Genomic DNA, 13,927 nt, shown 5'->3' with positions numbered 1-13,927 from the left:
AGGGTATACGATGTTAGATAAAAGTAAGCTTACTAAAACGAGAGAAGATGAGCAGAATATTTCGAAAGAGGAAATTGCTAAGTTCGATAAGCTCGCTGAAAACTGGTGGGATCCAAAGGGTAAGTTTAAAACAGCACTTGAGTTCAATCGCGCTCGAACAGAGTATTTTATTGAACAAATAGCCATTCATTTTGACCGTAATCCTCATTCAATAGATTGTTTAAAAGCTTTGAGAGTCTTAGATGTTGGAAGCGGCGGTGGTCTGGTCAGTGAAGCTTTGGCAAGAGCCGGTGCAATTGTAACGGGCATTGATGCTAGCGAAACGAGCGTCCAGGTGGCAAAACGACACGCTTTGAAAAGTAACTTAGACATCGAATACAAACACATGCTCGCGGAACACATGCTAAAAGAAGCACGCCAATTTGATGTTGTGATCAATGCTGAGGTGGTGGAGCATGTCCCCATGCCCAAAGAGCTTATTTCGCAGTGTAGCCAGCTGACAAAAGAAGGTGGCTGCATTGTGCTGGCCACGCTAAATAGAACGCTGCGATCATTTATTATTGGCATAGTTGGCGCTGAATACATTATGCGATATTTGCCCATTGGCACTCACAACTGGCATATGTTCATTAAGCCGCTGGAGCTTAATAGTTGGGCCTCAATTAATCGTATGCAGCTCATAGAAGAAAAAGGCATGAAATACAATTTGTTTACTAAACAATGGAATTTAAGCAAGAGTACCGCCGTCAATTATGTGCAGATTTACCGAAAACTACCGGCTCTTACAAAGAAACAATAAGTGCGTAAGCGAAGATAAATAGCGAGGCGCAATAAGCGACGTTAAAAAACGAGTAGCAACTTTAAGATTCTAGAGACCTAATATGAAGATATATGACACAAAAACCGCTCCTACCCCTCGCCGCGTGCGTATTTTCTTAGCGGAAAAGGGCATCGATATGGAGTATGTGCAAGTTGACTTGACTGCAGGCGAGAACTTATCAAAAGAGATGCGCGCCAAAAACCCAATAGGCAAAATTCCAGTTCTGGAGCTTGATGATGGCACATGCATTGGCGAAAGTGACGCAATTTGTACTTACTTTGAAGCCTTGCAGCCAGCACCTTATCTATTTGGCGAGACAGCCCTTGAAAAAGCGCAGGTAATGATGTGGCAGCGCCAAGTCGAATTCTGCTTATTTATGCAAATAGGCATGTGCTTTCAGCATTCCACTGGCCACTTTAAAGACCGCATGACGCCGGTGCCTGAGTACGGTAAAGAAGCGGGGATAAACGCAAGCAAGTATTTACGTGTATTAGAAAAACGCCTTGCAGAGAACGCGTTTATCTCGGGAGAGCGCTTTAGTATTGCAGATATAACAGCGCTGTGTGCAATTGACTTTGCCAGGGTCGTGAAAATTAAACTTGGTGAGGAGCATGAAAATCTTCGGCGTTGGTATGCAGATATAAATAGCCGACCGTCCGCCAATGCATGAAGTAAGGACTACTTTGTGAGATTATCCCTTAAGCCATTTAAAGTAGTTGCAAACTTGTCAGAACAGGTTGCTAACGATATTTGAAATGACAAAAATCAAAAATACTGCGAGCAAGTAAGGTACTGGGGTTTGCCAAAATGACATGGTTTCTTTTTGTTGTTCGGCATTTTCTTTGCGCTTTGCACCGATTTTCGAAAAATAGAAGAATGGAATAATAGTCAGCGGCATAAATATCACATACAGGCCTTTATTATCGCCGAGAATAAATCCAGTAACCAAACTTAAAAACAATAGAGCAAAAAGATAGTGCATGCGTATAGCTCAAATATAGTCGATAAAAAGACTACGTAACAAGCTCACAATTCGCTCTTTTTTGTATTAACATCCGCTAGTCGTTTTGATGATAAACGGTGGTGCGGTTCCAGTTGAGGCTGCATACCGCAATTTGCAATTTGTAGGGTCAGGCGCTTTACTAAGTCTAGCTTCTATTCTTCCTAATAGACCTGCACAATTGCCTCCAATCCACTGCACACTATCATCCGTTACGAGCGTGCGCGCAATGCCATTGGGATGGGGACATGGATACCCGCAGCGCAGTGTAATGTTTTGACCACCCATCTCGATGATTGGGTCAGATGCACAATCTGTTTTGTCTTCGATTCGCGCCTTTACATTCACCAAGTTTGCTGCACTTAGCATGTTTGCTTCCAGCGAGTCTAAAGTTGCAATTCGTGCATCGCTGCCTAGTTCGATAAATCGAGGAGCGGCCGTGATTGCGATTATGCCAATAATGATAATCACAATGACCAGCTCTATTAATGTAAAGCCCTTTGAGTATTTATGCATGAATGTTTTTAAGATCAAACTTCGACGAATGTATTCAGTTTATCGGCCGCTGATTGAAAACCACTAGAGTGCGCTGCTGTTGCTATGAGATTCCGGCTTTATTTCACAATAAACTCGGTAAAAAGAGCACAATTGCTGGCGCATAAGTGACCACTAGCAACGCAAGCAACAAGGCGAGGATGAATGGCCAAATTTCTCGCATAAAGTCCCTCACAGGGACTTGAGTGACTGAACATGTGGTAAACATCATCGTGCCGAAGGGCGGGGTTACTCCACCAATCATGATATTGACAATTAAAATCATACCAAAATGCACGGGATCTATTCCTAACGCCACCGCAACAGGGACTAACAGGGGCGCCAGAATAATCAGTGCCGCACCCCCTTCTAAAAACATGCCGATAATGAGCAGGCAAATATTAATTACACCCAGCATCACGTACTTATCCGATGTGAAATCGAGGAGCACTTGCGTAAATGCTTGTGGAATGCGCTCCCAAGTAAGGTAGTAACCAAAGACCGATGCAGCAACAATAATCAGCACCACCGTGCCCGTTCCGTACACGGTTTCCAACAGAATCGGTTTGATGTGACTAAGGGTCAGTTCGCGATAAACGAACACACCAATCAGGATAGAGGCTAATACGGCCATCGCGCCAGCTTCCGTTGGCGTAAACAAGCCAAATCGTAAACCTAAAATAATGCCAAAAGGGAGAGAAAGCGACCAGATAGAATCAATAAGCTGTTTGCCGATTTCGCCCCGCGTCGCGCGTTTTACTCTCGAGGGTTTGTATTGACGCTTTTTAGCAATCAGCGAAACGGTGATCATAAGTGCGCCCGCCATCAGCAAACCCGGTACGTAACCGGCCACAAAAATCTCGGCAACTGACACTTGTGCAATTAGGGCATAGATAATCATTACTATCCCCGGCGGAATGACAGGCGAGATAGCAGAAGATGCGGCCGTAATAGCAGCGGAAAACGGTTTACTATAGCCCCGCTTTTCCATTTGCGGGACTAAGATTTTACTCTGCATCGCGGCATCAGCATTTGCTGAACCAGAAATACCGCCCATGAAGGTACTTAGCACTACATTGACCTGCGCCAAGCCCCCAATTAAATGCCCAGTGAGTACATCCGCCATTTGCATGAGCTTTTTGCTTATCCCAGAATAGTTCATCACCGACCCTGCCATCACAAAAAAGGGTATGGCCAACAGGGGAAAAGATGCCGCTGAACTAATGAACTTTTGCAAGACGAGGTCGGGAGGCATGCCGGCATCAAAGAAGGTGAAGTAAAAAATGGCAGAGCCTAGCAAAGCATAGGCGATGGGAATACCCAAAAAGTACAATACAAATAGCAAAACAATGGGTAAATAAATCACAAGGTATTCCTTGGTGGCGCTTTGTTTAAAAATACCAATATGTCTTGATACAAAAACTTTAGGGTGTAGACTGTAATGAGTCCGAAGGCGACAATCAACGCAGAATTAAGTGCAGCTGAGCTCACGCCAAGCACTGCCGTTGGCTTTCCCCACGCAATATGCGTGAACACTATGGACATATAGAAGATGTAAGCATTGATGGCGAGCAAAACGATGTTAACCAGAATGCGCAAGCATTTTTCCAGTGCGGGTGGCGCGCTTGCGACAATAATATCAACCCCTATGTCCATCTTATGTTTGTACGTTGCACTTGCACCAACAAACACGCACCAAACGAAACAAATGGTTGCGACTTCCTCTGCCCAAAAAATTGAATAATCAAATAGATAGCGAAGAAATACGTTTATGATCACTAGTGTAATCATGATCACTAGCAGTGCGCTGCACAGTATTTCTTCGAAGTAGTGAAGTAATGTTAAAAAAGCGCTTTGAAGTTTACTCATCGCTCGATTCGCTTGTTTGCTCGCTCGTCAATTGCGTTTGTTTTGCTCTGATTTTTTTTAGCTCAGTCTGAATTTGCTGATACATATCAATGGTGACGCCCGGTAACTTTCCATCGTATAGATCTATTGTTCTAGCTTCAAAGGCCGCTCTATCAATTTCATTAAATTGCACACCATTTTGCTCGAGCTCTTGTATCACTTGTTCATGTTTATTCTTGAGGCCTTGAATCATTTGCTGCGCTTCATATGCAAATTCATATTCAATGATGCTTTGATACTTTGGCGGAATTTTTGACCACACCTGTGTGGAGATATAGACCCCGCAGGTGCCCAAAAAGTGTTTGGTTAACGCTACATTCTTTTTGCCAGTTTCATACACTTTTGTGCCAAGATTAGTAAATTCAGAGCCTTCGAGCCCGTCTACCACGCCCTGCTGCAAGGCGCTGAAGGTTTCGCCCCATGGCAAAGGCGTTGCGCTTGCTCCCATGGCGGTCAAGGTTTCAATAAATAGCTTACTACCGGGGGTACGAAGTTTAAGCCCTTCTAAGTCTTCAGGGGTGGTGATGACTTTATCGGTGATTAAGTTTCGAAAACCAAAAATGTATTCCAATGAGAGGACTTTTATACCTTTGTCTTCGAGCTTTTTCACCCAGCCTTGCACTAGAGGCGTTTTAATAAGCTCCCTATATTCGTCGTAGTTATTGTAGAGCATAGGTCCAACAAGTGCGGTAAACTCCGGTACATAGTCACCCACATACGATGGGTCCTCGACTGAAATAAAGTAGGCTGAGCGAACTACCATTTCGACGCCGTCTTTATATGCAGCAATTTGAGCCCCAGGGTAGGTCAGTACTCTAACCGCCCCGTTAGTTTTCTCGTTGATGCGTTTAGCCACCAATTCAATGGATTGCGCTAGCTCTTCATTCACGTTAAATACGTGGCTAAGCCGCAGAGTGATTGTGAAATCGTCATCCTTTGCATTCTTTTGGCAGGCACTGGTCAGGCCAAGACATAAAATAAGAGCAGTGAATACGATACGCTTTAAATAAGTTCGCACAGATCATTAATGCTTGTTAAGGATGGGTATCAGTTAGCATAGGGTAGATATATTCACTATGCAAAATCTCCTCTTTAACAAAATGTGTACCCACTAACTAATTAGGCAAATACACCAATGTTTAGCCAGCTCATTAACATAAAGTGTTCAAGGTTTTCGTTAGTTGAGAGTTTTTTAGATAAAAATCATATGGTTAAAATAGTGGTACAAGACTTGTAATTGCCTGTGCTAAAGCAATTGAAATTTGGAATGGATAGATGAAATTTAAGTTAATCGCGGGAGTTTGTGTAGGTTGTGCGTTGATGTTGTCCTCTGGCTGCGTTATTAGTGTTGGCTCTGACTTCAATACGGCCGATGTAAAGCTTGATGAAAGGCTTGAGCTTGATGCTGAAGAGCTCACTTCGTTTGCCGTTGATACCAGCGTAGGCGATATTGATATTGTCGGTGTTGAAGGGCAAAAGCAAATAGTGGTGCTAGCTAAAATTAGAACAACGCAAGCGCGCGATTACGAGCTGGGCTTAGAAAAACGAGGGACAACAGCATTTTTGGCATCTCACCATTCTTCGCAAAATGGCTCTTGGACTGCTCACCCCTATATTGACCTTAAAGTGACGATGCCGGCAGACATGGCGCTTCAAGTGGAACAGCGCTCAGGTGATATGACAATTAAGGATATTAATCAATCGCTTAAAGTAAAAGACAGATCAGGCGACCTTCATATTCGTAACATAGGTGGTATGGTTGATATAGAGGACCGCTCAGGGGACTTAAGCATTATAGATATATCTGACTCAGCCACCATTAGAGATCGCTCAGGTGATTTACTCGTGCGAAATATCGAAGGGAATGTCGTCATCACGGACACGTCTGGCGATATAGAGATATTTAATGCACAGGGCGATGTGGAGATTAAGGATACATCGGGGGATATTGATGTACACGGTGCCCAATCGATTAATGTAATTGAAGACGGCTCAGGCGATTTAGACTACTCCAATATCGAATCGTTTATTCACCAGAGTCGATAAGCGGCGGACCTAGGAACGACCGTGCTCGCTATGCGCAACGACGCAGTTTCTTCCCTTGCGTTTTGCGGTATATAAACGCTCGTCGACTTCTCTAATTTATTCTAGCAACAGGTGTCGCACTCATAATCTTTCTATTCAATACCGTTTTGCTTGATCAAGTACCGCTTGTGCATCAGTGTTGTCTGTGGTTTGTTCTGTATTATTTTCCGTTGACATTAAAAACTCCTCTTAAACTATTAATAACCATGAAAAATAAACGCAAGCATGACGTTATAAAGAAAAATAAAAGTAGATTAAGCATAAAAATATGTAGTCCCAGAACCAGTGATCGGCCAAAGCCGCCCATCCAGAATTGGTCATCGAACAGGTACGATAAGTCTTTTAATAAAAGCGCTGGTAAAAGGAAAAGCGATATCAATGCTGCCAATAAAACGGGAAGAGCGAATCTAGTCATAAGCATGTGAGCAGAGAGACATATTGACGTGTAGCTAAGCATTATTTTTGAATATAATGAAAAAATCGAGAACACGCCTAGCATAAAAACTGAATGAAATACGCAATATGCAAAAAACACGTCAGGACTAGCCGCCGTCAAACTATTTTCAATCCTAATTAATATACTTTCGTCTCGATAGACTAAAATACAGAAAGGGAGTGGTGATATAAAACAGAAAGGGTAATACATCTGAAAAGATGCATCCAAACCAGAGCCGTGATTATTGTCTGTTAGCGTCCTGATAGGCATTAAACCGTTGCGAAAACATAGAGCTGTTTCTACAGCAAAAAGAAAAATAAAAAGATTAATTAATTGTGTAACCTTTATGTCTGTATAGAACACCAAGGAAAACAAAACCAAAAAAACGAGCGAACAAGAAATTGTAAATGTGTAAGAAGATTTCTTTTTATGAGTGTTCATTCTAATATCTACCTAGTTCCATAGAATGAGTTATCGTTTGATAAGTGAATTTTCATCTTTCCCTTATCCCCTCATCTACCGATTTGAGTATAAGAAGGATTAACTACTTCACCAATACTTCATAACGGTATCACTTGAGTGCGATTCAGTCACCAATAGATGCCTTTTGAGGTTGAATTGAGTGCGTAACGTGAAGTGGTAATCGGGTTCACCTGACTGCTGGTACAGGAAATTTTGAAAACGAATAGATGAAGGGGCGCCGAACAAGCCTTAATTTTCAGCGTGGATGTAGATTCGATAGATTAGGCTCCGGTGACCGCGCGCAGCCCAGTCGACATGTCGCTAGATCGTTTGGTTATCATCAAATGTTGTTACTGGCGGGGCGCGGAGTGGCGGTAACAGTGATGGTAACGATGCAGTAATTGGCGAGGCTATCTTATCGAGATGGTCGATGATCTTATTGATCACAAGTAGATCCGCGATGCAAGCAATGATTTTGACATTGTGTTTTGTGCAGTGCTCACACTGCGTAATATCGATATTAAAGACTCGTTTCAACCGCTGCGCCCAGCTCATGCTTCTAGTGTGATATGGTTTCTTTGAGTCCTTCGTCGAGCCTAGGACTGTTCTTGCCACGTTTTGATGCGGTCACCTCTGCGCGAACGGATGCGTTAGGTGCAAATACTCCGTAGAAGCGAACCAAATTGAGCCTTGGTGTTGGCACCAAAGCCGCGAGCTTCCCCATAAAGTATAGCGTCTCAAAAAATACATGCGTGATACCGTCATTGTATGGTGTCTTAAGCTCGTATCTGACTTTGCCTGTGGATGTAAGACTTAAGCGCTCTTCGCTCACTCCTGGTCTTGCGATGTAACGACAGAGCCGTTCCAGCTTTGTTAGCAAAAACTCGAGCTTCCAAGCTGAAGCCTGCAAGTTTTCCCCTATATTGACCTTAAAGTGACGATGCCGGCAGACATGGCGCTTCAAGTGGAACAACGCGCAGGGCGCCTTAACTTGAAGACTCTTTGTCAACACTGCTGGTTGTTAGGCAGCCTCGTTGTAAACACTATCACCTCACTAGAAGCGATAGTTAGCGCGCACGAATCCAGAGCGCCCCTGCAAACCAAAACCATCAGAGAAGTTGCCCGCATTTCCACTTGGCGCGCCTAGTGGTGCAAACGGGCCATTATTATTAAATACGTTATTTATGCCACCGGAGAGTCTTATGCGGTGCTCACCAAATCTTAGATTGTATCTTACAGTAACATTATGAATCATTTCGCTATCAAAATATAAAAAGAGTGGTTCTTCTGCCTCATTCCCAAACTCTTGAAGTGCCTCTTCGTACTCTTCCAACAGCTGATAGCTTCCAATGCTGGAACCATAAAAGTTGGTACGCCATGATAACCTCCAGTCATTATGTGACCATGCTAGGGATAATCTACCCCTGTCTTCAAATGAGCGACTGACTTGTTCACCTTTGTCGTTGTCGATGTCCAATCCATCTAGGGGTTGTCCATCTGCTGCTATGGTTGTCGCAATTTCTGATTCCCGACCGCTGGTAATCAACTCATCAATTAAACCTTGCTCAGCAAAATCGGTACGAATATCCAGTAGTTTGATGATATGAGTATGGTTATAAGAAATACTAAATTCACCGGGTATTCCCATGCTATCTAAAGAAAAGTCGTATGCGAGAGAATAATCTACACCGCTCGTTTGGCGGCTATCTAAATTAAACTCGCGATTAACTAAATTTTCTATTTGGCCATCTTCAGGGTTACGTGTGATATCAGCACACAGAGGATTAGTTTCGAAGGTAAGATTATCTCGATAGCACTCGGATAAAATGTCGGCACCACTTAAAGAAGTGATTACGTTTTCAATTTCAATGTCGTAATAATCAACTGAGAAGTTAAGACCTTTAATGGATTCGCTCTGCCATACAAGTCCAATCGTCAATGTGTCGGCTTCTTCCTCAACTAAGTCTGGATTTCCCGAATTTGGACCAGAGATGTTGCGAGATTCTTGGGTAAAAACTCCAGGCGTTTCCGATTCTGGGTCGCTAATTGCAGCTAAGATTCCTGGTTCGCTCAAACAATTGCTCGCGATAACACCATCTAAACCTGGATCACTGGCTGAGTCCAGAGTCACGCCATCGCAAATGTCGGTTACTACGTCAGCATCTCCTCTTGGGGGTGAAAATAACTCGGTTAAATCCGGTGCACGTTGCGCTCTATTTACGCTCGCTCTTATCAACACAGAATCTACCGGCTGGTACTGAATACCAAGGCCAAAACTAACCACCGTTCCAACGTTGTCGATATCATAATTGGCAATACGCAAGGACCCATCGGTGCTTAAAGAAGAAATCCCTGGAATGTCCTCAAGAAGTGGCACGTTAATTTCACCAAAGACCTCTGCCACTGCAATAGACGCAGTGTAAGCCGGTACGTGTCCTGAAGAGTGTCCACCGCGCCGGTTGAGTGGGCCCGGTTGTATATCTTGTTCATCTTTCCTGTATTCAACACCAAATGCAGCCCCAAGAGGGCCTGCGGGCAGCTCCAATAGATCTCCGGTCATGTAGGCCTGAAAATTTAGCTGTTCTATTTCAGACAGCGTGAACAAATTGGCTCTAATGAAATCTGCTGCATCATCCGTAATTGAACCTCTTCCAAAAAGATTAACAGGCACGCAACCTGCGGCCCGTGCTTCTGGGTCGGCGCACTGTATGGTGCCGTCATCAGCTACTTCTGCATCCAAGCCCAAGCGCAAATTTACAATATTGATTTCATTAAATCGCGTCTGCACCTGCTTATGCTTTCCGTAGCCTAACGAGGTCTCCCAATCCCAATCACTAAATACAAAGCCCCGTAATCCAATCCAGCCTCGCGTTGTTGTTCTATCATTGTCGCTTAGCTGTTGTCCAACCTCAACAAAGCGACGATCCCACCTTAAGTCTCTTGTCTCGTTGTCTCTAATAAATTGTGGGACAAATGGGTTGTCAAGTGCTATGCGACCAGCAGTCAGTCTCTCGTCGACCGAGCCGTCTGGGTTTATTAATAGGTGAACGTCATTATAATCGTCTCCCTCAGGCTCACGAACATTGACTTGTCTAATGTTTGAACGCAAGAAAGTGAAAAATGCTTCAGTATCTTCGGTAAGAGAGTAAGTGCCTTTTATGCCTATATTAATGCGCTCACGTGGCGACTGAAAAGTATCAGCAGACCTAAAATCAAATCCGTCCCGGTCAGTAACAAAGTTCTCTCTTAGCATATTTTGCTCATCGTACCAGTAACTGCCGTTGTCAAAGCGCCCACCATCTGGATCAGCACTTTTATTTCCGTATTCTTCGGGCGATATTTCGTTTGCTGGAATGTCTTCTCCCAGCATATTGCTAAAAAAGTTGCGGCCATTGTTGTAGTCCCAGTCGGCCTCAAGCAGCGTACGTGGTATTGCAGAAGAGCGAGACGCTTTTCGATTATCATAATCAATTGCTGCAAAAATATAGCCCTTTTTGTTATTAAAGTTAGAGCCATAACTAAACTCTATTGCTTGACTCTCGCGATCGAGGTCGTTGCTTTTTCGTGCTAATAGGTCCGCCTCAAATCCCTCTTGGCCACTTTCCGTTATAAGGTTTACTACACCGGCGATAGCATCAGAGCCATATACTGACGAACGTCCACCGGTTACTATTTCAACTGCCTGTATAAAGCTAGCTGGCATACTGCTTTGACTTACACGATTAATGTTGTTGCTCTCAGACACAGAGCGTCGTCCGTCAATAAGAGTAAGGGTTCTATTGTCACCGAAGTTTCTAAGGTTGATTGATTGTATACCGCTGCTATTGATTGATGTGCCAGAGAAGTCGTCTGTAATTCCGGGAATAATAGTTGGAATTTCTAACAAAGCATCTGATATATCGGGCGAGCCTAGTTCTTCAATCTGCTCTTTGCTAATGACTATGACCGGATTAGCCAGAGAAAACTCATACCGTTTAATTCGAGACCCCGTAACACTTATTTTTTCAACTAGCGTTTCGTCTGCACTAGAGCCTTGGTCTTGGGCTGTGGCAAAGGGGATGTTTGTGAGAAGTGCCGATACAATCGCAAGTGAAAGCGTGTTTTGTTTGAATTTTGTTAGAGGTTTAAGGTGAGCGTGCGTATTGTCTTGCATAAGAAAACGTTCCAGAAGTGTGCGAGGTAGCGATGATTCAATTAATATGTAATTTTAAAAGGCTAGACAAATCGATTTTTTCCCCTTTTAATATCTATATAATATCTACGGCCTTATTTTGAAAGGACTCTAGCGGAATGTCGCCAGATCATCATGAGAGGATTTTGCTTATAAATGAGGTGAGCATAGACCTCATTACAGGTATGGTTACTTACAAAGATAAGCAGCCAGTCCATTTACAACCTAAATTCCTAGAAGTGTTAGAACGTCTTGTTCAAGCATATCCTAATGTCGTATCTAGACAGTCGTTAATTGAAAGAGTGTGGCAAGGTAACAACTATGTTGGTGAAAAAGCTCTCACTAATGCAATTTGGCATTTGCGCAAAGCCCTCACTACAGAAAAGGGCGAATTAATCGGAACCGTGCGGAAAAACGGATATTATTTGCTCGAAAAACCACATGTCATGAAGCAACCAGCAGTTAATGGACTGAAGCTTAAATTAAGGCCAGCCTTGTTGGTGTTGAGTATGTTTGCAGCCGTTGTTGCATTGATATTTGGGCGCGATTTTTGGCATTCCAATCTAGAAGATAGCCACACCTTAGAGAATACTTTTCACGGCAAAGTTACTAAACTTTCTGGACGTGAAGCGTTTCCTGCAGTGTCGCCCAATGATGAGCTCTTAGCATATTACTGGCGACCTTTGACAAAGAATCAAGATTTATATGTGCAATCATTAGGGCGCCAAAATGCTGATCCGATACAGCTTACATTTGACGATTATCTTGAAACTCGGCCTGTATGGAGTAAAGATGGACAACGCATCTTTTTTGTACAAAAGGCATGGAATCTAAGCGCTTGTAACATTGTGGAGCTAAACATAACGACCTTAGCACAAAACACAATAGCAAGTTGCCGCGCAGATGTTAATCCAGCTTTGGCACTGTCGAATGACGGCAACACCTTGGCATATGCAGGTGCTGACGAACTTACAAAAAGCGTTGGTATTTACACGGTGGATTTGACCGAACAGCCTTATCGTATAGCGCGCTTTTCGTGCACAGATGAGTGTGAGTTTTCCGATCGTGATGCGGTATTTTCACCTGATGACAGCCAATTTCTAATGACACGGCGCACTCAGCTGCACGAAGAAGACTTGTTTTTAGTGGACCGAAAAACTAAACAAAGTAAACGTCTTACAACCGGCTTTCGAAATGTATTAGGAAAGACTTGGCATCCATACCAAAACTACGCTGTTTTTGCCGCAGAATACTCTCAATCTCGTTCCGGCTTTGTAATAAATATGGATACTTTTGAGGTGGAAGAGTTAGCTATTGATGGATTCAGCTATCCGACTTTTTCTCCATCAGGTGATACCATTTATTATCACCACCTCAATACTCGTAGTCATATTGCTGCATTAGATGCCACAGCTGAAGTTAACGCCTTACCCTTTCCCGTTTTGCAATCTGAGTTTTCATACAGTTACCCAACTGTCGATAGTCGCTCTGAGCGTATGGCTTTCATTAGTAACGAATCGGGTGAGCGAGAGCTTTGGATGAGCAAGATTGATGGTAGCGATGCCGCCCAGCTCACCAATTTGCAAAGTAACATTTTTTTCCCTAAGTGGTCTCCTTCAGGAGATCAAATTGCGTTTTTGCTACGTAAATCGGCCTCCTCAGAAACATCTATTGCTATTCTCGACGTTAGAACGAAGGCAATTGATATAATAAATGTCGATGCTTTAAGCAATTTGTTTGTCCCCAATTGGTCTTCGGACGGGACAAAAATACTCAGCTCAGCAACATTCACAGACGCAATCGGCATTCAATCAGACGGTTACTTTGCCATTAATTTGGAGACTAATCATGTTGAAAAATTAAGCCAGCACTCAAACGGTGCGATTACGATAAGCGATGATGGTGAGACAATTTGGTTTAGTGATCATACAAAGGCGCTTTATCAGGCTTCGCTTTCTTCACGAGAAGCTACGCCACAAGTTTTGTTAGCGGGAAAAACGCTGGCCAGCTCATCAAGCTGGACGAAAGTGGGAAATAGTATTTATTTTTTACAGCGCTATTCTGAGCACGAACAAATTAATAAACTCAATCTGACTGACAAAGAAGTATCTACAATAGCGAAAGCACCGCTGCGAACATTTCCTTCTGGAATGCCACTGGCTTTTGATACCAGTCGAGAACGTTTAATTCTGTCTACCGTAGACTACGCGGGTGTCGACATCGAAATGATATCACGGGCTGATTCCATTATTCAGCAGCTTCATCAGTAATAAAGTGAATTCATAAAAATCAAAGACATGTCGATAAGAGTATAAGAAGGATTAACTACTTCACCAATACTTCATAACGGTATCACTTGAGTGCGATTCTGTCACCAATCGATGCCTTTTGAGGTTGAATTGAGTGCGTAACGTGAAGTGGTAATCGGGTTCACCTGACTGCTGGTACAGGAAATTTTGAAAACGAATAGATGAAGGGGCGCCGAACAAGCCTTAATTGTCAGCGTGGATG

General features: G+C 43.3%; 10 protein-coding genes and 1 pseudogene. 4 read left to right on the top strand and 7 right to left on the bottom strand.

Annotated features, from left to right (window positions below; translation table 11 throughout):
- Positions 1-10 precede the first annotated feature (10 nt).
- Together ubiG and PN836_RS10490 are read left to right on the top strand one after the other, a co-directional pair.
- Positions 11-799 (top strand): bifunctional 2-polyprenyl-6-hydroxyphenol methylase/3-demethylubiquinol 3-O-methyltransferase UbiG, encoded by a 789-nt coding sequence (gene ubiG, locus PN836_RS10495; RefSeq protein WP_395338098.1) that lies wholly within the window; start codon positions 11-13, stop codon positions 797-799.
- 82 nt (positions 800-881) lie between these two features.
- Complete coding sequence (locus PN836_RS10490; protein ID WP_395338096.1) at positions 882-1,490, top strand: glutathione S-transferase family protein; 609 nt, start codon at positions 882-884, stop codon at positions 1,488-1,490.
- Between the two features lie 57 nt (positions 1,491-1,547).
- On the opposite strand, the gene PN836_RS10485 is transcribed toward PN836_RS10490, so the two are convergent.
- From PN836_RS10485 to PN836_RS10465, 5 genes are all read right to left on the bottom strand, one after another.
- Positions 1,548-1,802: a hypothetical protein gene (locus PN836_RS10485; protein ID WP_395338094.1), complete on the bottom strand. Its 255-nt coding sequence runs from the start codon at positions 1,800-1,802 to the stop codon at positions 1,548-1,550.
- A 66-nt stretch (positions 1,803-1,868) separates the two neighbouring features.
- The gene (locus PN836_RS10480) at positions 1,869-2,336 is read right to left on the bottom strand and encodes a prepilin-type N-terminal cleavage/methylation domain-containing protein (RefSeq protein WP_395338092.1); all 468 of its coding nucleotides are present in this window, start codon (positions 2,334-2,336) and stop codon (positions 1,869-1,871) included.
- 103 nt (positions 2,337-2,439) lie between these two features.
- Entirely contained in the window at positions 2,440-3,720 is a 1,281-nt protein-coding gene (locus PN836_RS10475; RefSeq protein WP_395338090.1) for a TRAP transporter large permease, read from the bottom strand.
- The gene (locus tag PN836_RS10470) at positions 3,717-4,223 is read right to left on the bottom strand and encodes a TRAP transporter small permease (protein WP_395338088.1); all 507 of its coding nucleotides are present in this window, start codon (positions 4,221-4,223) and stop codon (positions 3,717-3,719) included. The genes PN836_RS10475 and PN836_RS10470 overlap by 4 nt, the downstream gene beginning before the upstream one ends.
- The gene (locus PN836_RS10465) at positions 4,216-5,280 is read right to left on the bottom strand and encodes a C4-dicarboxylate TRAP transporter substrate-binding protein (RefSeq protein WP_395338086.1); all 1,065 of its coding nucleotides are present in this window, start codon (positions 5,278-5,280) and stop codon (positions 4,216-4,218) included. Before PN836_RS10465 ends, PN836_RS10470 begins: the two co-directional genes overlap by 8 nt.
- A 257-nt stretch (positions 5,281-5,537) precedes the next feature.
- Here PN836_RS10465 and PN836_RS10460 point away from each other — a divergent pair, with 257 nt between their 5' ends.
- On the top strand, positions 5,538-6,308 hold the full coding sequence (locus PN836_RS10460) for a DUF4097 family beta strand repeat-containing protein (protein ID WP_395338084.1): 771 nt from the start codon (positions 5,538-5,540) through the stop codon (positions 6,306-6,308).
- A 1,258-nt stretch (positions 6,309-7,566) separates the two neighbouring features.
- Here PN836_RS10460 and PN836_RS10455 read toward each other — a convergent pair.
- Positions 7,567-8,116: pseudogene (locus PN836_RS10455) on the bottom strand (transposase); the annotation flags it as partial.
- A gap of 183 nt (positions 8,117-8,299) precedes the next feature.
- A complete protein-coding gene (locus tag PN836_RS10450) occupies positions 8,300-11,398 on the bottom strand; it encodes a TonB-dependent receptor domain-containing protein (RefSeq protein ID WP_395338083.1) in 3,099 nt (1,032 codons plus the stop codon).
- 137 nt (positions 11,399-11,535) lie between these two features.
- Between PN836_RS10450 and PN836_RS10445 the strand changes: the two genes are divergently transcribed.
- On the top strand, positions 11,536-13,686 hold the full coding sequence (locus PN836_RS10445; protein WP_395338081.1) for a winged helix-turn-helix domain-containing protein: 2,151 nt from the start codon (positions 11,536-11,538) through the stop codon (positions 13,684-13,686).
- Positions 13,687-13,927 lie beyond the last annotated feature (241 nt).

Origin of the sequence: Ningiella algicola, assembly GCF_028401415.2 — a bacterium.
In the GTDB taxonomy this organism is placed as follows: Bacteria; Pseudomonadota; Gammaproteobacteria; order Enterobacterales; family Alteromonadaceae; genus Glaciecola.
Note: the sequence above shows the minus strand (reverse complement) of the source record. Positions and strands in the feature narration are given on the sequence as shown.

What these genes read in the sequence shown, in the direction of transcription:
- ubiG (WP_395338098.1), top strand. Translation starts at nt 11, where the DNA reads ATGTTAGATAAAAGTAAGCTTACTAAAACGAGAGAAGATGAGCAGAAT.
- PN836_RS10490 (WP_395338096.1), top strand. Translation starts at nt 882, where the DNA reads ATGAAGATATATGACACAAAAACCGCTCCTACCCCTCGCCGCGTGCGT.
- PN836_RS10485 (WP_395338094.1), bottom strand. Translation starts at nt 1,802, where the DNA reads ATGCACTATCTTTTTGCTCTATTGTTTTTAAGTTTGGTTACTGGATTT.
- PN836_RS10480 (WP_395338092.1), bottom strand. Translation starts at nt 2,336, where the DNA reads ATGCATAAATACTCAAAGGGCTTTACATTAATAGAGCTGGTCATTGTG.
- PN836_RS10470 (WP_395338088.1), bottom strand. Translation starts at nt 4,223, where the DNA reads ATGAGTAAACTTCAAAGCGCTTTTTTAACATTACTTCACTACTTCGAA.
- PN836_RS10460 (WP_395338084.1), top strand. Translation starts at nt 5,538, where the DNA reads ATGAAATTTAAGTTAATCGCGGGAGTTTGTGTAGGTTGTGCGTTGATG.
- PN836_RS10450 (WP_395338083.1), bottom strand. Translation starts at nt 11,398, where the DNA reads ATGCAAGACAATACGCACGCTCACCTTAAACCTCTAACAAAATTCAAA.
- PN836_RS10445 (WP_395338081.1), top strand. Translation starts at nt 11,536, where the DNA reads ATGTCGCCAGATCATCATGAGAGGATTTTGCTTATAAATGAGGTGAGC.